Raw genomic sequence first — 25,530 nt, forward strand, 5'->3', positions numbered from 1 at the left:
TAAAAAGCTCCAACCCACATCTTAAGATTCAAATTTTACAAAACAATCCAACAGCCTTTATTTAAAACTATAAATAATAAAAATAATTCAAACATGGAATACGGCAATCTTTAAGAATAAATCTTCCATCCATCGTTAGATTAACACGAAACAAAAGAATAAGCTGAAAATAATCATTTTTTCTGTTTGTTTTCTAACAAACGCTCTCGAAATTTTGTCGCATAGCCCTCTTTTATAACCTGTCGTGCACGCCCAAAAGCCATACTGTTCATAGGAATATTTTCAGTAATAACACTTCCTGAAGCAACATAAGAGCCATCCCCTATTACCAATGGGGAAACAAGTGCCGTATTAGACCCAACAAAAGCATGATCACCAATCATGGTTTTATATTTGTTAAATCCATCATAATTGCAAGTAATCGTACCGGCTCCAATATTGGTATGTGCACCAATTTCGGCATCACCAATATAACTTAAATGATTGATTTTAGAAGATTCTCCTACCTTAGCTTGTTTGACTTCACAAAAATTTCCAATCTTTACGGACTTAGCCAACTCTGTTCCAGGACGCAAACGTGCATAGGGACCAATCTGTGCATCTCTACCAACCACAGCACCTTCGAGATAACTAAATGCATGAATAACCGCACCAGATTGTACTTTTACGCTTAACCCAAAATAAACATTTGGTTCTATCACCACTCCTGGTTCAATTTCTGTATCATAAGAAAAATAGAGTGTTTCTGGCTTTAAGAGTGTAACACCCGATAACATTAAATCGCGCGCTTTACGTTTTTGCCACAAAGAATCAGCCTCAGAAAGCTCAAGACCATTGTTAATTCCTACAATATCTTCAAAAGGAACTTCAACAACACGTACATCTAATCCTTTGCGTGTTGCAAGAGAAGCAATATCTGTTAAGTAATATTCTTTTTTCACATTGTTATTACCAACTTTCTCTAAAAGAGAAAGTGCATGTTTTCCACGCATAGCGAGTATTCCACCGTTACAAAAAGAAATCTTTTTTTCTTCATCGCTAGCGTCTTTTTCTTCTACAATTGCAATCAATTGACCATTTTTCTCGAGAAGACGCCCATAACCTGTTGGATTTTTGGTATGAAAACCTGCAAAAACAACATCTGCTCCATCAGCAAGCTGTGCACGCATTTGGTGCAATGAATCTTGCTGAATGAGAGGAGTATCCCCAAAAACAATGAGAACATCATCCACTTCCTTTTGCAAAGCTGAACGAGCAGACAAAACAGCATGAGCTGTTCCTAAACGCTCTTTTTGTTCAAAAATCATTACATCTTTTACAAATGACTGAACAACGTGCATAACCTCCTTAGCACCAAATCCCACAACAACTGCTAATTGTGAAGAGCCTGCCAATTCTATTTGTTTTAGAACATGGCATATAAGAGGCAATCCAGCAATTTTATGAAGTACCTTAGGCAGAGACGATTTCATGCGCGTCCCCTCACCTGCGGCAAGAACAATAGAAAGACAACTTCTAACCATAAAAACACATAAGACTAACGAGAAAATCCAAAAAAATTCATAATATTGTGCCAACGAATATCTTCAATATAACCCAACGAAGGATAATGTTCTAAAAGCCAAAATGAAAGATCCTGCATAGAACCTGTTAAAAACAAAATCCCTGTAAGAATAAGAAAAACACCAATAATTTTTTCAACTTTTCCTAAATGAATACGAAAAGCTCCTAAAAATCGCATAAAACTGCTCGAAAATAAAGCTGCTAACATAAAAGGAATAGCAAGACCTAATGCATAAACCGCTAAGAGAACAGCTCCCTCTCCCACAGTTTCTTTTGTTCCAGCAAGCGTTATAATAGGACCTAAAATAGGGCCAATACACGGTGTCCAACCAAAAGCAAAAGCTAAACCGATAATATACGCGCCTAAAGGACCAGCAGGTGTTTTTTTGGTCTGAAAACGCGCTTCACGAAATAAAAAAGCGATTTTGAAAATCCCCAAAAAATTTAAACCAAAAATAATAATGACAATTCCAGCAGCAAGAGCAAACCAATCACGATAATAACCGATGAATTTCCCAATTGTACTAGCACTGGCACCTAAAGCAACAAAAACAGTCGTAAACCCAAGAACAAAAGCAATAACAGAAGATAATAAAGCCCACCGGATAAAGACTTTCTCATCAGGCTTTTCTGAACGAAAATCATCAATACCAACCCCTGCCATATAGCACAAATAAGGAGGAACTAACGGCAAAACGCATGGTGACAAAAAAGAGAGTGCCCCAGCAAAAAACACACCAACTGTTGAAATTTCAATCAAAATTCATACCCCGTCTTTCATCATAGTTTACCCCCCATGAACAACAATCAATCCACATCTTCATCAACTCGCTGCATATTTTCTTCATTCGCTATCACACTTATATCTTCATCATGACCAGAAACGACTGAAAAAACTTTTTGATAGATTTTATCTTTATTTTTAGCAATTGCAATATACTCTCCCTCCGCTAACACGAGTGAAACATACGCACCTACTGTTTCATAAACGATATCACCAGAATCATTGGCAAGAGACCAACTTGTATCTGCAAGCGCTTCTCCTCTTTCTTGTCGCACCAGCTTTAAGACAATCTGAGCGGCCTGATGTTCAAGAGTAACTTCTGTTATTTTACCCGCATCCACTTGAATATCCGAACGAGCCGTCGCATTAATAGAACCATAATGGGAAGCAACATGGTAGCGGCCAGCTTTTAAACGCACAACTGATTGGGGTTTAACATTTGATATAATTACTCCCGTATCATCATTTTCTTTTTCATCCTCATAAATGGTAAAACGGAGTTCCTTTTCATTCATTACGCCATTGAGCAGTGTTGCATTTAAAATGACACCACCAGCCTCAAGATTAAAGTTTTTTACAAGACTCTGCCCATTTTCTAAACGAATATGGCGCACAGCACTCATATGACCAAATGAGACATGAACAAGATAATTTCCTGGTTCGAGATCAAAACGTGCACTTCCCCCCTTATAGGTTGCCACTAATGGTAACTTATTATCAATCCCTAGAATAGGAGCATAAACCCGCCAGACAAGCCCTTTTTCAATATCCGGATGACTATTTGTTAATCGAGCATTCAAAATGAGTTGTGTTTGAGATGCTAAGTTTTCGTTCTCCTGCTTTTGAGTCTTTACAATAAAACTCCTTGATTGTCTCTGCTGCTGATCTTGCCCTTCTCCTGCTTCAGAAAAAGCACAGTGGCTCCAAGTCAATAAAGAAAGCGCCACGCACAACCATACACATCGGTGCACTATTTTTATAAGAATACCCATTTTTGCATTGTTGACCAACATGATCTTTTTTTCAAGAAACAATATCACACAGCCATCATTTTAAATTGAGAAACTTACACCACAACCACATGATGAAACAGCATTGGGATTGTGGACTTGAAAAGACTGCCCCATAAGATCATCAACAAAATCAATCTCAGCTCCTTCCATAAAAGGAAGTGATAGTAAATCAATAAACACAACTGCCCCGTCTTTTTTGAGAACGAGGTCATCTTCACACATTTCAGAAACCAAGTCATATTTATAAGAAAAACCAGAACACCCACCACCTTCAACAGAAATACGTAATGCTATTTTATCGGGTTCACGCAAAAGTATCTGTGCAATTTTTTTGGCAGCAACATCTGAAATTTTCACATTCATTTTATATATCCTTGCATTAAACCATCAAGAAAGAGTATCCTACACTCAAAGAGCAGTTTATTTGTCATAAACCACTCTCAATTTTAAGATGATAATAGACAGCTTGCAATGGATATAGGAAATATCGACTTCAATTACCAATCTCGAGCAGTATACAGTGCTCATCCACAAACAAGCCGTGGTCGATTATACCATGAAACGATGAGCACCACACGCTCACCTTTTCAACGAGATAGAGATCGTATTATCCATTCTAATGCATTTCGACGTCTTAAACATAAAACGCAAGTGTTTATTGCTGATGAAAGCGATCATTACCGTACTCGCCTAACCCATTCCATAGAGGTTTCTCAAATTGCAAGAACATTAGCCCGTGCCCTGTGTCTTGATGAAGACCTTGCCGAAGCCATTGCCCTCGTTCACGACTTTGGACACACACCCTTTGGCCATGCAGGAGAAGATGCTCTTAATGAAGCCATGGTACATTATGGCGGCTTTGATCATAATGCACAAGCATTACGCATTGTAACAAAACTAGAACAGCGCTATGCAAATTTTGATGGACTTAACCTTACATGGGAAACCCTCGAAGGACTTGTAAAGCATAATGGTCCCCTTTTAGGTCCTCACGCAAAGAATAAGGAGGTTCCTATCGATATTTTACAATACAATGCAAAGCAAGACCTTGCACTCGATTGTTTTGCAGGGCTAGAAGCGCAATGTGCTGCTATTGCAGATGATATCGCATACAATGCGCATGATATTGATGATGGTCTACGTTCGCAATTTTTAACACTCGATCAATTTGAACATGTTTCACTAACAGCAGCAATATTAAAAGATATAACAGATGAGCATCCCCACCTCGACCAAACGCGTCGCGGTTACACGCTTGTACGAAGACAAATAACAACCATGGTTGAAGATGTTATCAAACAGTCACAAAAAAATTTAGCACGCATCAAACCAACAAGCATAAACGATATTCACCAAGCAAAACAAACTATTGTCACCTTTTCACCGACAATGACCGTTTATGAAAAAGAACTAAAAAACTTTTTATTTAAAAATCTTTACTACCATGAACAAGTTCTTAGTCGTCGCAATGCAGCAAAATGCATTGTACAAAAATTATTCAATTGTTATTATGAAAATCCAAATACAATGCCTGAAAGTTGGCAGAGCAAAACAGTGCACTTAAAAAATCAAGAGTTAGCACGTTTGATTGCTGACTTTCTTTCAGGCATGACGGATCACTACGCTCTACGTGAATATCAGCGTTTATTTGACCATACAGATAATTTCGTTTAATGGCTTTTGGCATCATCATGGAAGCTAAATATGAATATCTTTAAAAACTTCGAAAAAAAAATTAAGAGATCAATTGAATTATCTGATATAAAAGGAAAAAATGGAGAAGCTCTAGATTTATCAAAAATCACTGTTGATCCTCCGCGTGATTCCTCCCATGGTCATTTATCAACCAATGCTGCTATGGTGCTTGCAAAATCTATTGGAATCAATCCACGTGCACTTGCAGATAAAATCATAGAACTTCTTAAAAATGATTCCTCTATCGAAAATATAGATGTTGCCGGTCCTGGTTTTATAAACATAAAGCTTACAAAATTATTTTGGCAAGATGCTATAAAATCTATGCTTGAATTAGGCACTTCTTATGGTCGTATTCCAATGGGACAAGGAAAATGCGTCAATGTTGAATATGTCTCAGCAAATCCCACTGGACCAATGCATGTAGGACATTGCCGCGGAGCGGTTGTTGGGGATGTTCTCTCCAATTTGCTACAATTTACGGGCTATAACATTACAAAAGAGTATTATATCAATGATGCGGGTCAACAAATCGAAGTCCTCGCCCATTCGGTACTATTGCGCTATCGTGAAGCACTTGGGCAAAAAATTAATGAAATTCCAGAAGGACTCTATCCTGGAGAATACTTGATACCATTGGGTCAATCGCTTGCTCAAGAGTTTGGTGACCAACTCCTCACGATGGATAAAGATGAAGCCTTATCTCTTGTGAAAGAACGTGCAATTCATGCAATGATGTCCATGATTCGCGAAGATTTGGCTGCTCTTAATATTTATCATGATATCTTTTTCTCTGAGCGAATGCTTTATGCAGATAATGCACGCGCCATTCGTAACACCATCAACGACCTCACTTTAAATGGTTATATCTACAAAGGAAAACTCCCCCCTCCCAAAGGACAAAATACAGAAGACTGGGAACCAAGCGAACAAACTTTGTTCCGTTCAACAAATGTCGGTGATGACCAAGACCGTGTTTTAGTCAAATCTGACGGTTCTTACACTTATTTTGCTGCTGATGTTGCTTATTTTCGGGATAAATTTAATCGTCATTTTGATGAAATGATTTATATTCTAGGCGCAGACCATGCTGGCTATGTAAAGCGGCTAGAGGCAATGGCAAAAGCAATTTCTGGGGGTAAAGCTAAATTAAGTGTCTTCTTGTGTCAATTGGTAAAACTTTTTCGCAACGGTCATCCTGTACGCATGTCAAAAAGAGCAGGATCTTTTGTCACTCTACGGGATGTTGTCGAAGAGGTTGGGCGTGATCCTGTGCGTTTTATGATGCTATACCGTAAGTGTGAAGCACCTCTTGATTTTGATTTTGCAAAAGTAACAGAACAATCAAAAGATAACCCCATCTTTTACGTACAATATGCAAGTGCACGTTGTCACTCAGTCTTTCGTCAAGCACAAGAAGCGCTTCATATTAAAAGCTTTTCAAATAATACATTGATTGCCCATCTTCATCGATTAACAGATGACCATGAAATATTGTTAATACGCAAACTTTCTGAATATCCACGTATCATTGAACAGGCCGTAATTCATAAAGAACCGCATCGATTAGCGTTTTACCTTTATGACCTTGCCTCCAGCTTTCACACCCATTGGAATAAAGGGAGTGAAAATCTCAATTTACGCTTTATTCAACCTGATGATAAAGAGTTATCCTTTGCAAGATTAGGATTGATACAAGCTGTTATCAATATTTTATCATCAGGGCTTACCATCATAGGAGTCGAAGCACCCATAGAAATGCGTTGAAAAAGTTCTATAAATACATACAATAGGTACTCTATTGATAAACTTTTTCATGTATCCTTGCATGAGAGGGGGAAAATTTATAATTTTAATATAACAAATCAAAATCAACCATTGATTGCACGTAAGTGCAAACCATCATGTGAGAAAAGCTATGAGCGATAACGATCGCAAAAATCTACACGAAACAAAACACGATCATGAACACCATGATCCTTTAGAAAGGCTTACGCGCATTTTTAATCCGCACAAACAAAGCGGAAACCAAAATGAGCAATCTTCTTTAAAAACAGATCGATCAACATCTCACCCCGAAATATCATCCCATGATGATGATTTTGATTTGTCCTTTCTAGAAGAGGAACTTGAAAATAATTTAGCACATGACTTACCGTTTGATGATCAAAAAAAACAATGGGACTTGTATGCAACCAGCAACGCAACAGCCTCAAATATTGCACAAGCTGCTTCTTTCAACCATTCAAAACAAAATAATTTATCTGAAGAGAAATATTCTTCACCTAGCAGTCATGATGAAGAACAAATTTTAGATGCGCTTTCTCCATTACCAATCCCAAAAAATCAATCACATCAACAGAAAAAAACAGCAACCAGTGCTGATCCTTTTCTTGAAAAAAGTAATCTTATGTCACAATCAGAATCAGAAAATTTCTTTTTTGATAAATCTGAAAGGCACGAAAATAAGAGAGAGACGCCAGAAGATGTTGAACAAACCAATCGTTTTTCACAAATAAATTCACAACAACCTGAGACTACGAATATACAAAAAACTTATGAGGACAATCAAAGCCTCTATGACACTCCTATAAACCATCCCTATAAAATTTCAGCTGATCAAGAAAATTGGATTAAAAAGGATTATCCTGATGTCTCCTCTTCTACAGAGGAAAATGAGTTTTTCTCATCTTCTAATCTTGTGTCAGAAAGACAAAACACTGCAAGAAATCAAACAACAAGTACCTTCTCCTCACCTTTAGATTCTCCACCAGTTGATAGACAATCTTATTTAAAGGGGGCTTCACAAGAAGATCATACAACCAATTATCCCCATTTTTTTGCAGAAAACCCCTCACAACAAGAAACTTATGGCGAAAAAGTTCCGATATATGATGAGGCTCGAGCCCAATACATCAATAACGCCGAAGGTGCCTCTAACCCAAATAGAGAAATTTCATATAATGAAAATAATTTAGATGAGTTTCTTTCCTCATCCCCCTCTTTAAATACAAAACAAACGGATGGCTTTTTTGCCCATAACTATACGCACAGAGATACTCCCCCTCCCAATGTTGATACTTATAAATTTTCAGAGGAAATCGTAGAAAAAACTGGTCCTATTATGGTTCCAGAAGTCCCGTACGAAGCGCCAGAATATGATGTGCCAACTAATGGTGGTTTAGAAGAAGAATTTGCTGATGTACTCAATGTAGGGAATGTCCCAACGGATAATTTTTCTCAAAAACAACAGAAAAATGAGGTTTTTAGTGAAGTTTTTCATCAGTCTATACAAAATTCAAAAGAAGGTGTTTATATAAACTCTAAAGAACAAAATTCCGACTATTTTTCTTCTGCCAATATGGAATATAATTTTCCCTCTTTTAGCGAGAATTCATCATACACAAGCTCAGATGAGGTTCCCACGCATCCATCAGCTCCTCCTCCCTTTAAAAGTTTTATTTTTGGTAAAACTTTCATTAAAGGTTTTTTTATACTTATTTTAATAGGACTTGGGTTTGCTGGTTATTCTCATTTTTTTATGCCATCACAAAAAAATGAAGAAACGGTCATTATCCACGCTGATAATACGCCTTTTAAATTCAAACCAGAAACAACTGAAACGAAAAATGATGTTGCACATAATTTAGATATCTATAAACAAACAACTGAACAAAATGAGAAACAAGAAAATACACAACAATTTCTTATTGATAACTCTGAACAACCTGAAAATTTAAAAGAATTAAACCCTGAAGAATCTTCAAACGTTTCCTCATCGTCTTTAAATGAATCTGATGTTGAAGATGCAGTCACAGAAGCCATAAACCATACTATTCCAATGCGAGAAGTACAAACTGTTATTGTCAATCAAGATGGTACAGTTACACTAGCCCCCGCGCATCAAACAAACAGCAAAACTGCTGCTCAATCTGAAGAAAGCATTGATCAAACTTCTAATGAACTTCAAGATTCGTCCCTTGTTTCATCGCATGATTCTGATATAAACGACCAAGAAAGAGATCATGATCTCAAAAATAATATTGATAAAATAATCGCAGAAAATAATTCTAGCTCAAATATTGAAGAAAAATTTATCCCTATCCCTTCTCATGCAGAAAGAAATACACAAGTTGAAACACCAGCCGCGTCTCACCCCATATCACCAAACAGAGTCGCAGCACAAAATTCAGAAAGTTATTACGTACAACTTGCATCTCAACCAACGTATGAGCTCGCTAGAAATTCTTTAAAAAATATGAAATCTAAATTTGGATTCCTTATCGGTGCCCGTTCTTTAAATATTCAATCCGCTTTTATACCAGGAAAAGGTACTTATTACCGTGTTCGGCTTCAAGCGCAAGACCGTAATGAAGCCATAATCCTTTGTGAATCCATTAAAAGTTCTGGTGGAAGCTGCTTCATCACACGCTAAACCAATAATGCAACGGTTTTAACAACCGTTGCATTATTTATTTCCATACCATTTAATTACTTATCAAAAACTTCAGAAATTAAAATCATTCCTCTCTTTTTTATGTCTTTGTGCTGACTTTATTCCTTAATCTACGTCGATTTTCGCCCTATCTAAAAGATTATATTTACGAAAAAATTACTCCGTACCCTTATAGGTATAAGGTACAGGAGGAAGCGAATTTAAATCTTTTTTGGGCGTTGTTACACTTTGGCTTGTTTCTGGGGTATTATAACGCGAACTATGTTCAGGAGATTTTGCAAAAAAAGATCCTAAAAAACCAAAAATAAACCAGATAATAACCATCGCAAGAAGAATAGCAAAAATACCCTTAGCGATTGAAACAGGTTGTTCACGACCTCTTCTTTCTGCGGCCATACGTTCTTCATATGTGTGATAATTTTTATCAATCATAGTGGATTCCTTTTCTCAATTCCCTTACCTTTAAATTTCTAGAAAATATGCATATATGCAATTATTCAGATACTTATTGTGAGAAAACGATAATTATAAACAAAAGTTCCAGTTTACTTCATAAAGTTGAGAAAAAGAAGCGAGGATAGAATTAAAATATCTACCCTACTCTAGCCTTTGAATTCTATAATAAACCCCTTTGTATTCTATAATAAAACATTGACACAAAGGTTTTGTTAATAATAGAGTTATAATCAAAATATTTCATTATTTTTATTAATAAAAATGAAACATACTCAAAAGGTTTTTTATGAAATCTCCCATATCATCGCTTCCCTTTAAAATAGAAAAACACCCATCTCCTCTGTCAGAAGAAAAATATGAAGAAATTTTAAAAAGTCCCGGTTTTGGTCAATTTTTTACAGACCACATGTGTACTATTCAATGGACTGAAGACAAAGACTGGCACAATGCCGTCATTTCTCAATACAAAGCTTTAGAAATTAACCCTGCAAGTACCGTTTTACATTACGGACAGGAAATTTTTGAGGGTTTAAAAGCATATCGTGCAAAAGATGGACGCATCTTGCTCTTCCGTCCTGATGCCAATGCACAACGCTTTATAGAATCAGCACAACGTTTAGCTATGCCAGAATTGCCAAAAGATATTTTTCTGGATGCCGTTCATCAATTAGTAAAGATTGATCAAAAATGGGTTTCTGATCAGCCCAACGCTAGCCTCTATATCCGTCCATTTATGTTTGGCAATGAAAACTTTTTGGGAGTCCGCCCTTCTCAAGAATATCTTTTTTGTGTCATAGCCTCTCCAGTTGAATCCTATTTCAAAGGAGAAGAAAAATCTGTCAGCGTCTGGATTGAAACAGATTATAGTCGTGCCGGTCCAAGAGGAACAGGGGCTGCCAAATGTGGTGGAAACTATGCAGCAAGCTTACTGGCACAAAAAACTGCAACTGAAAATAATTGTAGCCAAGTACTCTTCCTTGATATGATTGAACATAAATGGATTGAAGAACTTGGTGGTATGAATGTCTGCTTTATTATGAACAATAATACACTTGTAACCCCCCCACTTAATGGAACTATCCTTCCAGGGATAACCCGTGATTCAATCTTAAGGTTAGCTCAACAAATGGGATTAAAAATAGAAGAGCGTCCTTATTCTTTTGCAGCGCTTCAAGAAGATGCAAAGAGTGGACACCTTAAAGAAGCCTTTGCTTGTGGTACAGCTGCCGTTGTCACATCAATTGGTCGTTTTAGATATAAAGGGGGAGAATTTATTATTGGAAATGAAACAGTTGGAGAAGTTACAAAGCAGCTTCGTACACAATTGGTTGGCATTCAAAAAGGGAACATAGAAGATAAAAATGGCTGGGTACATTCTGTCCAGCTCTCATAATATTTAAGGTATTCTCATATCTATAAACGCTTCCATGAAAGTAGATTCATGGAAGCGTTTTTCCTAGAAAACTCCCTCTATTTTTAGTGACAAAAAAGAAAGCATTAATCAAATTTCGAATGATTTCTATGCTTTGCTTTAATATTACGGACTGTACCCGTATGGGAGCGCATTACGAGAGTTTCCGTTTGAATGTAACGAGATGTAAATTTAACACCAGAAAGCATATTGCCATCTGTCACCCCTGTTGCTGAAAACAAAACATCACCCTTTGCCATTTCTTCCATTGTATAAACCTTATTGGGATCACTAATCCCCATTTTAGCTGCACGAGCAATTTTCTCTTCTGTATCAAGCAGCAAACGACCTTGCATCTGTCCTCCAATGCAGCGCAAAGCAGCAGAAGCTAAGACACCTTCAGGTGCTCCACCAATCCCCATATAGATATCAATACCTGTTTCTTCTGGATCAGTTGTATCAATAACAGCAGCCACATCTCCATCCCCAATCAAGCGAATCGACGCCCCTGTCGCTCGTACTTCATTAACCAATTTTTCATGACGAGGTCTATCCATAATACAAACAACAATCTGATTAACAGTCACTCCTTTAGCCTTCGCAAGAGCATGTATATTATCGGTAGGACAAGCATCTATATCGACTACTCCCTTTGGATAACCAGGACCAATAGCAATTTTGTTCATATAAACATCAGGGGCATAAAGGAGATTACCCTTTTCAGCAATTGCAACTACTGCCAAAGAATTGGCAATATTTTTAGCACAAAGTGTTGTTCCCTCTAGTGGATCAAGTGCAATATCGATCGCCAATCCACTTTGAAGACCTACTTTTTCTCCAATATAAAGCATAGGCGCTTCATCCCGCTCACCTTCACCAATCACCACTGTACCATCAATAGGCAATCGATTAAGTTCCTGCCGCATTGCATCTACAGCAGCTTGATCCGCTGCCTTTTCATCGCCATGTCCGCGCCAGCGTGCAGCAGCAACAGCAGCACGTTCAGTAACACGTACCAATTCAAGCGTCAAAATACGATCAAGTCCATTTAAAATCTTCTGAGTTGTGGGCATATGAAAAAATCCTACCGAATGAATACCAGAAAAAATATGAGTCCTTATTAAATACTAAGAATAAAGTTTTTTGGCAAAGATGAAAATTTTCCACAAGAGATAAAAGAACTCAAGCGTTCCTTTTTGTCATTATCAAGAAAGTTATCAATTCTCTGTCATAGGTTCAATACGAATAAATTGAGATTTTGCAACAAGATGTCCATCTTTTTCAATTTCTGCAAGTGCCTGTCGTACATTCACCTCTGTTGTTTCATGCGTAATTAAAATAATTGTTTTTTCAATTTGATCTTCTACAAAAGATCTTTGAACAATCGACTCCAATGAGATGTGATTATCAGCCATATGCCTTGCGACCGCGGCAAAAACACCAGTACGATCATGAACATTTAAACGAATAAAATAACCACCTGCATGATGCGAAATACGTGCTTTTTTATGAGGAGCAAGTTCTAATGCTGGGCGTCTTAAAACAGGTGCATACTGAAAACCAGAACGTGCTTTTGCTATATCAGCCAAATCACCAATAACGGCTGATGCTGTTGCCTTTCCTCCGGCGCCAGGACCAGAAAACAGTAATTCACCTAATAAATCACTTTGAATAGAAAGAGCATTGGTTACACCATTTATCTGTGCAATCATTGAGGATGTTGGTACCATTGTTGGATGAACGCGTTGCTCTATTCCAGAATCCGTTTTTAATGCAACCCCTAAAAGCTTAATCCGATACCCCAATTCATCAGCTGCTCGAATATCAATTTGCGAAATATTATGAATTCCTTCAACATAAACATCATCTAACGAAACAGCAGTTCCAAATGCCAAGCTTGTCAACAAAGCTAATTTATGAGCAGTATCATTTCCCTCAATATCAAAACTTGGATCTGCTTCAGCATACCCAAGTCTCTGTGCATCTGCTAAACAATCTTTAAATGAAAGACCTTCCGTAAACATGCGTGTTAATATATAATTACATGTTCCATTGAGAATACCATAAATTCGCGATATGCGATTACTGACAAGTGATTCTCTCATCGCTTTGATGACAGGAATTCCCCCTGCAACAGCTGCTTCAAAATGAAGAAAAACACCTTTTTTTTCTGCAATTATAGCCAGCTCTACGCCATGTTGAGCAAGAAGAGCTTTATTGGCTGTTACAACATGATGTCCCGCCTCAAGCGCTCTCTTAACAGCGGTATACACCACATCCAATTCACCACCAATTAACTCTACAAAAACATCAATCTCATCAGAAGCAGCCAACTCCACAGGTGAATCAAACCATTTTATACCACTAAGATCAATTCCACGATTGCGACCTTTATCACGCGCACTAACAGCAACAACTTTGATGAATCGCCCACATTGACAAGCTAAACTATTCGCTTTTTCAAATAGAGTTCGAATAACTGAAGTACCAACTGTACCAAGTCCCGCAACGCCAACTTTTAAAGCTTCTGCCATATTCTAACCACTGATCCCTATCTTCATTGAAAAATCGTTTAAATGATGTGCCAATCAACACAAAAAGTACTTATGTTCATAAAAACAAAAGAAATACCCTGCTCTATTCATTTCATTTTCTCTAATAGAATTATCCCCGCTTGTTCAATCAACATTCCTAAAAATATAATATTTATTGTCTTCAAAGATTTCAGAATCTTTATAAAATATCTAATTCAGAATGAAAATCTGTAAAACTTATAAATGCAAGTTTCCATAAAGAAAAGTTCTAAAAAATAATCAATAACCAGTTAAAGAATATTGAAGAATTGGTAAGAAAGAATAAAAACATCTCTTCTAAATCAACAAGTATGGAAAAAAAAACATTCTTTCATATGATAAATTAAGGGAATGAATAAAATAAAGTAAATCAGTAAATGATAACACATTCCTTCCTACCATTCCATAGCTTTAACTATAAATCTTTAATGCAAAAATCTTAACGCACTCATATATCAAAATAGAACCTTACATTAAAGTAAAAAACAAGACTTGATATGTGTACACCATAATTCTGAAATATTATAAATATGGAGAATAAATTTGCAAAATTCGAATATTTTATCTCAACTTATTACCACCTCTTTGCAAAACTAGCGAATTGAAGTGACAAAAAACTCAATTTACCCTTTATCCACGCTAATTCATTTTCAAATCAAGAACTTCTCAATATGTAAAAGAACAAATGAATGGTTTTTAATTTTAAAAATTTTACAGTCATTTAAAAGTAAATATAAGAAAATTATTTTTTAATATATTCTGTAAAAATTGCTTTAATATTTTTATTATAAAGAATCTTTTTATATTTTGTTAAACTGAAAGGAATCTGTGGCTTGTTCCTCAAAAAACTTTTGTATGATTGGTATTATTTGTTAATTTGGTAATAAATATTGTCTTTCTACTTCATAAATTATACAGTTTTTGCTTTATGATAAGCTCAAATGAGAAGTCTTCTGTATAAAGGCTCTTTCAAGCAAGTTAAATAATATTCTCATATGGTGAGCAAAGATAACAAACGATAAAATATGCAAAAAATAAATACATTAAAAATGCTGTTTTTGATCATTTTTGCCTACTCCTCAAACTGAAAAAAACAATCCAAACAGAAATCGCTCAAAAATTATTCAATAAAACACACTTTTTTCAAAAAAAATGACACAGAGGGCTTGCGAAGTAAAAAGATCCTCTCTATAAGCCTCATCATTGGTTTGCGCCCATCGTCTAGCGGTTAGGACATCGCCCTTTCACGGCGGAAACAGGGGTTCGATTCCCCTTGGGCGTACCATGTTTCTTTTTTCTATGTGTAATATATTCATTTTATTTGTGTTTTTAAAAATGAGGGATGCATAAATAAAAATGAGGGAATAAGATTTTAAAAGGAATCTCTTCGTAAAAAGGATACAAGAATCATTAGGTGATTAATTTCTTTGTTGCATTTCGAGGATAGTGCTTTACTGCGCATAGTTAATAACAATAAGAATCGATAAAACATAAGAATTAGAAGATTCTAGCTCGCGATACGGTAATTTTATAAGTCATATTCTTGCGTATGCTGTTAATTTTTAAATTAAAACCAGCCGGCATCATTTATACGTTTTTTTCAACCTTCAAAATTGAAGTTTATCTCAAACGCATTTTATATGAAGCATTTCTAATTACAGTGCCTTTGTTATCACATTAAACTTTTTATAAACAAACAGACCGTAAGCTCAGAATTGAAATAGCAATATAAAAATAGTTTCTTATTCACCTAACACAACAAATCAAGAAACTATAATTCAGAATACGATCAACTTATTAAATGGAATCTCTGATAATAAAAATGCATAATCCCCGTCCCCCGGTGATCTAACTACCTTATCTATTAAACAGATTCTTCATTAATCATAGAATAATTATAGATTTGCAAACACATCACTTCTTTTCAAAAATTAAACCCTCCAACAAAATTTTACACTCTATTGATAATATATTCTAAAAGCTCATATTTGAATGCTTTTTTCCCTTGTTTTTACTTTTCATTATAAACTTGAAAGTGTTATACAAGTAGTATCGCTTAAAAGAAAAAGGATTTCTAATGGTAAAGATCAAAGTAGAAAACCCCGTTGTTGAACTTGATGGGGATGAGATGACCCGCATCATCTGGAAATATATCAAAGATAAATTAATCCATCCCTACCTCGACATTGATCTAAAATATTATGATCTTTCCGTCGTAAATCGTGATGCAACCAATGATCAGGTAACTATCGATTCTGCCAATGCTATCAAAAAATATGGGGTTGGTATAAAATGCGCAACCATCACACCTGATGAGGCACGCGTTAAAGAATTTAACCTAAAAAAAATGTGGAAATCACCTAATGGCACAATCCGCAATATTTTAGGAGGAGTCATTTTTCGCGAACCCATTATCTGTAAAAATGTCCCTCGCCTTGTTCCTAACTGGACAAAGCCAATTATTATCGGACGTCACGCTTTTGGTGATCAATACAAGGCAACAGATTTTAAATTTCCAGGAAAAGGGAAATTAAGTATTAAATTTGTCGGTGATGATAATCAAGTTATTGAACATGATGTTTTTGATGCTCCAAGCGCAGGGGTTGCCATGGCTATGTATAACCTTGATGAGTCAATTCGTGATTTTGCCCGCGCATCCTTTAATTATGGACTACAACGGAATGTTCCAGTTTATCTTTCAACAAAAAATACCATTCTAAAAACTTACGATGGTCGTTTTAAAGATATCTTTCAAGAAATATTCGATACGGAATTTAAAACTGAATTTGAAAACCGTAAATTATATTACGAACACCGTCTTATTGATGATATGGTTGCTTCTGCATTAAAGTGGTCAGGTGGATACGTATGGGCATGTAAAAACTATGATGGTGATGTCCAATCTGATATTGTTGCCCAAGGCTTTGGTTCTCTGGGTCTCATGACTTCTGTTCTCATGACACCTGACGGCAAAATTGTTGAAGCAGAGGCAGCACACGGCACTGTAACACGCCATTATCGTCAGCATCAAAAGAATGAAGAAACATCAACGAACTCTATTGCATCTATTTTTGCATGGACGCGTGGACTAGCGCACCGTGCTAAACTAGATAACAATGAGAAGTTAAAAAACTTTTCCACGACATTGGAAGAAGTTTGTATTAAAACCGTCGAAGAAGGTTTTATGACCAAAGATCTCGCACTTTTGATTGGGCCTAAACAAAAGTGGCTTTCTACAACAGGTTTCCTCGATAAAATTGATGAGAATCTCAAAAAAGCAATGGGCAGTTGAGTTATTACTTAAATTAAAATTCAAAGCTCTAAACAGAGCTTTGAATTTCTCTTGGCAAATTCAAAGAAGTACCTTATAAGTAAAAAGAGGATAGATTTTTATTAAATAGCAAAAAACAGTGAAAAAACAGGGCTGGTCTGCGCTTTTATTGGGTAAAAATGGTCTTTGCTTTTTAACGTTTACAGGTGGAGTTGTGTTACACGCCACCAACGTTTATATTGTTATTACTATTTTACCCTCTCTTATGAATCATATTGGCAGTGAAATATATTATTCTTGGGTGGCTACTGTCTTTATTACAGCTTCACTCGTGGGTACTTCACTTGCAACAAAAATATTAGGGAAATTAGGTCCTCGCAATGCGTATGTTATTTCTGGACTTATCTTCACCCTAGGCACTTTTATGTGCAGCATTTCTTCATCTATGCCATTGTTTTTAATAGGACGCTTTATCCAAGGATTTGGAAGTGGTTCTTTGTTATCCCTATCCTATTCCATGGTACGGATTGTTTTCAGCCCATCTTTATGGTCACATGCATTAAGTATTATCTCTGGAATGTGGGGAATATCAACCTTGTTAGGACCAGCAATCGGGGGGCTTTCTGTATATTATGGGCTATGGCGAGCATCCTTTTTGATCATTGGCGTATTAGCTATATTTTTCTCACTCATCGCCTTTAAATTTTTACCAAAAAAGAATGAAAACGATGTTCCAACACCCCCTCTTCCTCTTCTCCAGCTTTTCACACTCACCTTATTGATTTTTATTATTTCTGTTGGAGGGGCTATGGAGTCTACAATAGCAAAAATTTGCGGATTAGTTATCGGACTTAGTCTTCTCTTTGTTCTAGCAAAAATCGAATCATCTACCCCTCATCCTATGTTGCCCCGCAAATCCTTTTCTTTCTCTTCTGAAATCTTTTCTGTTTACGCATTGATACTCGTTATGACAACAGTCGTATACAGTATAGAACTTTATTTTCCACTTTTTCTTCAAGAGCTTCATGGGCAAGCTCCACTTATTGCTGGTTATATAGCAGCACTTATGAGCCTAGGGTGGACATGTGGAGCCATCTCAAGTGCTGGTGTCTCCACAAAAAAAATTCGCAACATCATTGTATACTCGCCCCTATTAAAACTGTTAGGCATAGTGATTCTTTTATGGCTCATCCCAACAGAAGTTTCCGCGCTTGAATATATTTTTATTATTTGCTTAGCACTGTTTTCTATTGGAATCAGTGCGGGCATAGCATGGCCACATTTGCTCACAAGGATCTTACAATGTGCAAATGATGAAGATGCTCTCCGTGCCAGTGAATCCCTTACCTCTGTACAACTATTTTCAGCGGCCTTAAGTGCAACTCTAGCAGGAGTCATCACCAATCTTGCTGGCCTCTTTAATCCTGGAGGAACAATAGGAATGATCTTAGCAGCAAAAACTCTTCTTATAGTGCTCATGGGTCTTTTATTTTGTCTTGCTATTCCATTAGCACTGCGCATTTCTTACTGCATATTGAAAAATCCAACAGGACATTCCAATAACTAAAAATAAATATAAAAATTCCTTCTTCATTTAAAAAATGAAAAATATTAAGCATGCTTCTCCATATACCATGAGACGCAAAAAACCATTAATCCACACAAAGTTAGAACACTTCCTAAAAAAGCTGTATATTCATAACTATAGCCCAATTTTAAAACTAATGCTCCAGATTCTGCACCAAGAGCGTTGGCAATATTAAAAGCAGACTGCATTAATGCTCCTGCCAAAATCTGTCCCTGTAGTGCAACATCCATAATTTTTGTTTGTATAGAAGGCATAGCAGCAAAAGAAGTTCCAACAAAAAAGCATCCTATTGCCGCTGTTAACGGAGCATAGGATAAAAAGAAAAAAAGAAAAAAAACAAATACGCTCCAAAGCATAGAAAAAAATATCATCGGCGAAATACCAATTTTAACGGCCAATTTAGGCCCCAAGAGATTTCCTACCACCATACCCAATCCAACTAACGGCATGATAAATGGTACCAACTCAAGTGAAACACCAGAAATATGCATTAATGTTGGCTTGATATAAGTGAAAACAGAAAATAATCCTGACGCTCCCACCGACACCATCAACAAAAGAAGCCACACCTGCTTTTGCTTTAATGCACCCATTTCTTGCAAAGGATTCGTTTTTGGAAAACTTGAATCACAAGGAAAAAAATTCCAAATAAGCAAACAACATAATAAAGCGATCATCCCCACAAGGACAAAAGCAATCTGCCAACCAATAAGTTGACCAATCCAAGTAGCACTGGGTGCTCCCAAAACGGTTGCAATTGTTAAGCCAAGCATAACATATCCAACAGCTTTAGAACGTTCTTTCATTTCTACCATTGAAGAGGCAACCATAGCCGCAAGTCCAAAATAGATTCCATGAGGAAGTCCACTGAGAAAGCGTAATACTACTAATATGCTAAAATCAGAAACAAAGGCACTAGCAATATTTGCTAAAGCATAAAAAAGCATCAAGCCTATCAAAACAGTTTTGCGTGATACCTGAGCTGTTGCCACAGCTAAAAGAGGTGCTCCAATCACAACTCCTAATGCATAAGCAGAAATATATTGACCAGCGGTAGGAATATCAACATAGGAACTTCGTGCCATCTCTGGCAGTAGCCCCATTGCAACAAACTCTGCAGTACCAATAGCAAAACTGCCCACGGCAAGAGCTAAAATTATTAAACGTCGTATTCTCGAATCAATTCCCAATACAAGAACCTTTTGTTGATAAGAATCCCTCATATCATCACTTCTGAATAGGAGTTTTAACTGTAAATATCTGTAATACACACAAACAAAAATTCAAAACATTGTTATACGCATGCCCAATAGTCCCCAATAAAGTTTTAGAAATATTTTGATATATAAAGCATTTTATGGAGTTTTAAGTAAGATTCTTTAATGGAAAATCTTTGAAAACCTCAAGATCATAGACGTATTCACCTATTTCTATCAAATCTACCAGATAATAAACTTTGTCTCCTCTTTTTAGCCGTTGAAATTTACAGTGAAAACTTTATTTTAAAACGATATAATATACCCTATAAATAATTCTAAAATTTGCTGAAGAATGCATTTCAAACAAGTGAACAATATCTCATCATTATCTTGATACAAAGATAAAACTTCTCCCCCCAAATTATTGTTGCTTTATTTTGCTACCTGAATACAGATCCCCCAAATCGATAAGCTATAATTTCAACTTTAGGCCATTCTTATAAATTATTATAGAGTCTTTTAAAAATTCTCATGATAATAGTGCTTGGTTTCTAGATTTATTAAATACCCTCTTTTAGACATCTTTACCCCTCCCTCATCTAACAGAGGAATCGCATCAGATATCTAACTCACTATCTGTAAATTAAAATATTCACGTAAATATATTATGATTATTTTCAGATAAATTCTATAAACAAAGCAAAAAACAAATATAATAAATTTTGTATAAGTATGTTTATTGATGTTTTATAAACATGACAATTACCGTGATTAATATTTAATTTATTATGACATAATATCTATATTTTTATTATATAAATAATATTACATAAATCTATTTTAAAGAATATTTATATATAAAAACTTAAAAAATAAAATTATAACATTTTAAATGTTGTAATTTTATTTTAGTTTTATTTTAATTTTCTAAAAATTTATCTGTTCGATTGTATATAATCCATTCTTTACCTTTAGTAATAAAAAACACAAAGTAGCTCATAAAAGTACAATTTTCATACTTCTTTAAGAGTTCGCTAACGCCTCATTAACATTGTTGCTGTAAACAGTCATCAGAAACAGAAAAACTGTTTTTCTCCGGATCAGGTAGCGCGTACCGGAGTAACAGTTTCTGTTTTATATAGTAATTAGAAAAGAATATGTACCCTATAAAACCGCACTGTTATATCTTAAGATAGTGGAATTTTATAATTTTGGAAGATGTTTCTAATTTCATATTTTTAGCTAAATTTGTAAGTGCGAGAATAAATTCAATAAAAAAATGAGGTGCTATATTACGATTAATATTTTAGCGTCCTTGTGCCCATAGAGCACGCGTTTCAGCGCAAAAATCAGCATAACAGCCTTCCTCAATGGCATCACGAATTCCCTGCATAAGTTGTTGATAATAAAAAAGATTATTCCACGTCAACAACATCCCCCCAAGAGATTCACCAGATTTAATCAAATGATGCAAATAAGCACAACTATAATTATGTGCTGCTGGACAAAGTGACTGTGGATCAAGAGGAAGTGGATCTTCTGCATAACGCGCATTACGCAAATTAATTCTACCAAAGCGGGTAAAAGCTAAACCATGACGTCCTGCACGCGTCGGCATAACACAATCAAACATATCAACACCACGAGCAACACTTTGTAAAATATCATCAGGTGTCCCTACTCCCATAAGATAGCGTGGTTTATCCTCTGGTAAAATCGGACAAGTAGTATCCAATACTGCTGTCATAACACTCTGCGGCTCACCAACAGCAAGCCCTCCAATAGCGTAACCTTTTAAATCTATTTCTTTTAATGCTTGAGCAGAACGTTCACGCAGTTTCATATTATCACCCCCTTGAACAATCCCAAACAATGCTTTATCTGGCTGATCTCCAAAAGCTGTTTTACAACGCAGCGCCCACCGCAATGAAAGTTCCATAGCTTCTTCCATTTCTTTTTCAGTTGCGGGTAATGCAATACATTGATCCAACTGCATCTGGATATCCGCACCAAGAAGTTCTTGAATTTCGATAGAACGCTCTGGACTCATTTCATAGTAAGCTCCATTAATGTAAGAACGAAAAATCACACCTTGTTCAGTAATTTTACGGATTCCCGCCAATGACATAACCTGAAAGCCACCAGAATCGGTTAAAATAGGTCCGCTCCAGCGTGAAAATTCATGTAATCCTCCCAAACGCGCAACACGTTCAGCTCCTGGACGTAACATTAAATGATAAGTATTCCCCAAAATGATATCTGCACCAAGATCACGAATTTGATCCATATACATAGCCTTAATGGTTCCTGCCGTCCCAACAGGCATAAATGCGGGTGTACGAACACATCCTCGCCCCGTTATAATTTCGCCTCGACGTGCATACCCATCTTGAGCAATTTTTCTATAATGAAATGTCTTTATCATAACTCTCGTCTTTTTGATTCCATCAATGCATATCTCTATAGAAAGAAAAAAGATATCCCCTTACGAGCATTGTCAAAAGCTTTATGAATTAATTTTTGATTCGCTCAATATTGTAACCAGCATCAAAAATTAAACGAGATAAAAGAACATTTCTTGTTAAGAAATCACCATAATAAAAGTGATAATCTAACTCTAGAAAAATAGTAAAATCCTTATAATATCATACCACAAAATACCTACGCTTAACGCACTAAAGCCTTAACAGAACTGCAAAATTATTATCACAATAATTTCATCTTCACATACTTCCATAAGCAGTAACTTTGTACCCATAGAAGAAAATTTTGAACGCATTGTACAGCTTACATATTCTTTAACTTTTACAGATAAAAATTTTTCATCTACTGGGCACAGCGATCCTCACGCTTAATAAAAGCGCAAATGAGCATAATCACTTATCCACTCACAATATTGAGATAGCTCTTGGCATTAGAGATAATTCACAAAAGAAATTAACGTGTAAATAAAATACTTTAAAAAACTAAAAATGCTTTTTGTAAAGATTCTCAAATACCAAAAGCTCTATCGTAACATTGGAGGCTGAAAAAGCGTATGATGGTACCCGTTTGCTCCTTCACAAGCTTTAAAGATGGTGGTGCATAATATTTTATACTATTTATAGCTTTAAAACTATACATGCTATGAATGTCATCGTGGAAGTGAACGTTGATATGTACTAAGAAATGCTTCTTAAAAAACACGTAAATACGCAACACAAGTGTATTCCGTTTGGAGCATTCCTCTATTAAAAAACGAGAAAAATAAAAGCGTAAGTCCATGCATAATCTTCATTATTTAAAAGATATTGCATTAGATACTTTTAAAAAAGTAAAGTTGAGTTAAAAAGGAGATGGCAAGACTAGCCATTTATTTCACTTCTGCGCCTTTATTATATTCTTCTAAGATTAAACTGTCTTCTTATTTTAAAGATTACGCCAATATATATATAAATGCTGGTTTTCCACCTTGCTAAGAAAACTGGATGAGCGAGTAAAGCTCTTATCCGTCTTAATATGTGTTTCAAACATGCTTCTGCATTAGGATTGGATGTTGATTTACGAGCAGAAACAAAAGCACACGCTCTCTTAAGAAAGTAACATCATAAAACCATTAAGACCGACAATGGATTGAAGAGAAATGCCGAATTTTTTATAAAACACTTTGCCAAACAACAACCATAATACAACAGACTTTGCGTTTTCTTATTCTGACAGGTGTTTGTACAAATCCGTTGCGTTATATTCTTCAGGAAGATCCGATTAAAGAAAATATATGGACAATGCTTAGCTCGAAATTATAAAAGGTAAGCGTGATACTACAAAAGAGTTTCGTGTGCCTTTATTGATCAGAAAAGAGTACTTTTTCTTAGAAACTTACAATTGAAATCAGTATAGTTTATACTATTCTACATCCGCAGCAATAATGGCTTTGGTAATTGAATCTGGATCTGCAACAGGTTCACCACGTTTAATTTTATCAACATTTTCCATACCTTCAACAACCTGCCCCCATATGGAATATTGACGATCAAGCCACGGAGCATCTGCAAAACAAATAAAAAACTGAGAGTTAGCAGAATTTGGATTCTGACTCCGTGCCATAGAAACTGTACCACGCTTATGAGAAAGATTTGAAAACTCTGCTGTTAAATTTGGTTTTTCTGCTCCCCCCATACCAGCACGTGATAAATTGAATTTTTCACTATCCTTCTTTCCAAATTGCACATCCCCTGTTTGCGCCATAAAACCATCAATAACGCGATGGAAAATAACATTATCATAAGCACCTTCCCGTACCAGTTCTTTAATACGTGCAACATGACAAGGTGCCAAATCAGCAAAAAGCTCAATAACAACTCTGCCCTTTGTTGTTTCAAGAATTAAAGTATTCTCTGGATTTTTATTCTCAGCCATATGGAAAGCTCCCTTGATTCATTTCTCAACTTGTAAAGTAGCAGCATTAATAACATCAGGATTTTTTACAGATCCATTATTACTTGTCGTACCTTTTTTTATTTTATCAACAACATCCATCCCCTTTATAACCTCTCCAACAACCGTATACTGACCGTTTAAAAAAGCAGCATCATCAAAACAAATGAAGAATTGAGAATTCGCGGAATCCGGATCTTGTGACCGTGCCATCCCAACTGTACCACGCTTAAACGGCTGTTTTGAAAACTCTGCCGGTATATTGGGATAATTTGAGCCACCCATACCAACGCGTTTCAGATCAAAATCTCTACTGCCTTTTTTTCCAAATTCTACATCACCAGTTTGTGCCATGAAATTAGGAATAACGCGATGAAACACAACATTATTATAGGCCCCCTCCTCTGTTAATCTTTTGATTTGCGCAACATGCTTTGGCGCCAAATCAGGACGCAGACGAATAATGACATCACCATCTTTGAGAGATAAAACAAGAAGGCTTGCATCGCTTGCTGGTCTAGGATTACCAGCGACAGCGGACAATGAAAAAAAACAAAACACACATATCAAAACAGCAAAAATTCTACGAGACACACTTATTCTCCCCTAAAAGATTGGTATTTCGAGCTTAAAGCTTGTGCAACATTGGGCGGTACAAATGGTGTCACATCACCTCCCATAGAGGCAATTTGGCGTACCAATGTAGAAGTTATCGCGCGCCCAGAAACACTTGCCGGCAAAAAAACAGTTTGCAATTCAGGAGCCATAACACCATTCATTCCTGCCATTTGCATTTCATAATCAAGATCAGTACCATCACGCAATCCACGAATGAGAAATGAAGCACCAACTTCACGCGCCTTCTCAATGAGAAGGTTGCTAAATGAAAGAACCTGCAATCGATTAGAATCTGCACCAAATAAGTCTTTCCCTACCTGCGTAATGAAATCAACACGCTCTTCGAAGCTAAAGAGTGTTTTTTTGTCAGCCTGTATCCCTATAGCGACGACCACCTTATCAGCTAACACAAAACACCCTTTCAAAACATCAAGATGACCATTTGTAAGAGGATCAAAAGAACCCGCGTAAAGAGCAATTTTCATGA

At 36.1% G+C, this 25,530-nt stretch carries 18 protein-coding genes and 1 tRNA gene; 7 read left to right on the forward strand and 12 right to left on the reverse strand.

Going from position 1 to position 25,530, the window contains the following annotated elements:
- Positions 1 to 173: 173 nt before the first annotated feature.
- Genes glmU through ACFINS_RS05235 form a run of 4 tightly spaced genes read right to left on the reverse strand, consistent with a single transcriptional unit; the run spans position 174 to position 3,723 of the window.
- Complete coding sequence (gene glmU / locus ACFINS_RS05220; protein ID WP_375705951.1) at positions 174 to 1,523, reverse strand: bifunctional UDP-N-acetylglucosamine diphosphorylase/glucosamine-1-phosphate N-acetyltransferase GlmU; 1,350 nt, start codon at positions 1,521 to 1,523, stop codon at positions 174 to 176.
- 14 nt (positions 1,524 to 1,537) lie between these two features.
- A complete protein-coding gene (locus tag ACFINS_RS05225) occupies positions 1,538 to 2,326 on the reverse strand; it encodes a cytochrome c biogenesis CcdA family protein (protein WP_375660616.1) in 789 nt (262 codons plus the stop codon).
- 44 nt (positions 2,327 to 2,370) lie between these two features.
- Positions 2,371 to 3,360 (reverse strand): carboxypeptidase regulatory-like domain-containing protein, encoded by a 990-nt coding sequence (locus ACFINS_RS05230; protein WP_375611584.1) that lies wholly within the window; start codon positions 3,358 to 3,360, stop codon positions 2,371 to 2,373.
- A 39-nt stretch (positions 3,361 to 3,399) separates the two neighbouring features.
- The gene (locus ACFINS_RS05235; RefSeq protein WP_375606652.1) at positions 3,400 to 3,723 is read right to left on the reverse strand and encodes a HesB/IscA family protein; all 324 of its coding nucleotides are present in this window, start codon (positions 3,721 to 3,723) and stop codon (positions 3,400 to 3,402) included.
- 108 nt (positions 3,724 to 3,831) lie between these two features.
- Between ACFINS_RS05235 and ACFINS_RS05240 the strand changes: the two genes are divergently transcribed.
- From ACFINS_RS05240 to ACFINS_RS05250, 3 genes are all read left to right on the forward strand, one after another.
- Positions 3,832 to 5,034 carry a deoxyguanosinetriphosphate triphosphohydrolase gene (locus ACFINS_RS05240; protein WP_375611531.1) on the forward strand — a complete coding sequence of 401 codons (1,203 nt, stop codon included), beginning with the start codon at positions 3,832 to 3,834 and terminating at the stop codon, positions 5,032 to 5,034.
- Positions 5,035 to 5,064: 30 nt separating this feature from the next.
- Complete coding sequence (gene argS, locus ACFINS_RS05245) at positions 5,065 to 6,822, forward strand: arginine--tRNA ligase (RefSeq protein ID WP_375650531.1); 1,758 nt, start codon at positions 5,065 to 5,067, stop codon at positions 6,820 to 6,822.
- A 151-nt stretch (positions 6,823 to 6,973) separates the two neighbouring features.
- Positions 6,974 to 9,490 carry an SPOR domain-containing protein gene (locus ACFINS_RS05250; RefSeq protein WP_375611529.1) on the forward strand — a complete coding sequence of 839 codons (2,517 nt, stop codon included), beginning with the start codon at positions 6,974 to 6,976 and terminating at the stop codon, positions 9,488 to 9,490.
- Positions 9,491 to 9,667: 177 nt separating this feature from the next.
- Here the strand turns inward: ACFINS_RS05250 and ACFINS_RS05255 are convergent, their stop codons facing one another.
- The gene (locus ACFINS_RS05255; protein ID WP_375611528.1) at positions 9,668 to 9,943 is read right to left on the reverse strand and encodes a hypothetical protein; all 276 of its coding nucleotides are present in this window, start codon (positions 9,941 to 9,943) and stop codon (positions 9,668 to 9,670) included.
- Between the two features lie 310 nt (positions 9,944 to 10,253).
- On the opposite strand from ACFINS_RS05255, the gene ACFINS_RS05260 reads away from it, so the two are divergent.
- A complete protein-coding gene (locus ACFINS_RS05260) occupies positions 10,254 to 11,360 on the forward strand; it encodes a branched-chain amino acid aminotransferase (RefSeq protein WP_375650527.1) in 1,107 nt (368 codons plus the stop codon).
- Between the two features lie 104 nt (positions 11,361 to 11,464).
- On the opposite strand, the gene glpX is transcribed toward ACFINS_RS05260, so the two are convergent.
- Together glpX and ACFINS_RS05270 are read right to left on the reverse strand one after the other, a co-directional pair.
- A complete protein-coding gene (glpX, locus tag ACFINS_RS05265) occupies positions 11,465 to 12,451 on the reverse strand; it encodes a class II fructose-bisphosphatase (RefSeq protein ID WP_375650523.1) in 987 nt (328 codons plus the stop codon).
- A gap of 144 nt (positions 12,452 to 12,595) precedes the next feature.
- Positions 12,596 to 13,912, reverse strand: a complete 1,317-nt coding sequence (locus tag ACFINS_RS05270) for a homoserine dehydrogenase (protein WP_375650519.1) — start codon at positions 13,910 to 13,912, stop codon at positions 12,596 to 12,598.
- 1,249 nt (positions 13,913 to 15,161) lie between these two features.
- On the opposite strand from ACFINS_RS05270, the gene ACFINS_RS05275 reads away from it, so the two are divergent.
- The 3 genes from ACFINS_RS05275 (at position 15,162) to ACFINS_RS05285 (ending at position 18,789) form a co-directional block, all read left to right on the forward strand.
- Positions 15,162 to 15,236: transfer RNA gene (locus tag ACFINS_RS05275), tRNA-Glu, on the forward strand.
- A gap of 792 nt (positions 15,237 to 16,028) precedes the next feature.
- Positions 16,029 to 17,243: an NADP-dependent isocitrate dehydrogenase gene (locus tag ACFINS_RS05280; RefSeq protein WP_375611524.1), complete on the forward strand. Its 1,215-nt coding sequence runs from the start codon at positions 16,029 to 16,031 to the stop codon at positions 17,241 to 17,243.
- 118 nt (positions 17,244 to 17,361) lie between these two features.
- Positions 17,362 to 18,789: an MFS transporter gene (locus ACFINS_RS05285; protein WP_375611523.1), complete on the forward strand. Its 1,428-nt coding sequence runs from the start codon at positions 17,362 to 17,364 to the stop codon at positions 18,787 to 18,789.
- Between the two features lie 44 nt (positions 18,790 to 18,833).
- Here ACFINS_RS05285 and ACFINS_RS05290 read toward each other — a convergent pair whose 3' ends face one another.
- The 5 genes from ACFINS_RS05290 to coaD all read right to left on the reverse strand — a co-directional run bounded on the left by ACFINS_RS05290 (position 18,834) and on the right by coaD (position 25,528).
- Positions 18,834 to 20,033, reverse strand: coding sequence for an MFS transporter (locus tag ACFINS_RS05290; protein ID WP_375650514.1), 1,200 nt, complete (start codon positions 20,031 to 20,033; stop codon positions 18,834 to 18,836).
- Positions 20,034 to 21,315: 1,282 nt separating this feature from the next.
- On the reverse strand, positions 21,316 to 22,434 hold the full coding sequence (tgt, locus tag ACFINS_RS05295) for a tRNA guanosine(34) transglycosylase Tgt (RefSeq protein WP_375611521.1): 1,119 nt from the start codon (positions 22,432 to 22,434) through the stop codon (positions 21,316 to 21,318).
- Positions 22,435 to 23,894: 1,460 nt separating this feature from the next.
- A complete protein-coding gene (locus ACFINS_RS05300) occupies positions 23,895 to 24,407 on the reverse strand; it encodes a peptidylprolyl isomerase (RefSeq protein ID WP_375611520.1) in 513 nt (170 codons plus the stop codon).
- Positions 24,408 to 24,425: 18 nt separating this feature from the next.
- Entirely contained in the window at positions 24,426 to 25,019 is a 594-nt protein-coding gene (locus tag ACFINS_RS05305) for a peptidylprolyl isomerase (RefSeq protein ID WP_375638223.1), read from the reverse strand.
- Between the two features lie 2 nt (positions 25,020 to 25,021).
- Positions 25,022 to 25,528, reverse strand: a complete 507-nt coding sequence (coaD, locus tag ACFINS_RS05310) for a pantetheine-phosphate adenylyltransferase (RefSeq protein ID WP_375611518.1) — start codon at positions 25,526 to 25,528, stop codon at positions 25,022 to 25,024.
- Positions 25,529 to 25,530 lie beyond the last annotated feature (2 nt).

The organism is Bartonella sp. AA2SXKL (genome assembly GCF_042197205.1).
Classification (GTDB): Bacteria; Pseudomonadota; Alphaproteobacteria; order Rhizobiales; family Rhizobiaceae; genus Bartonella.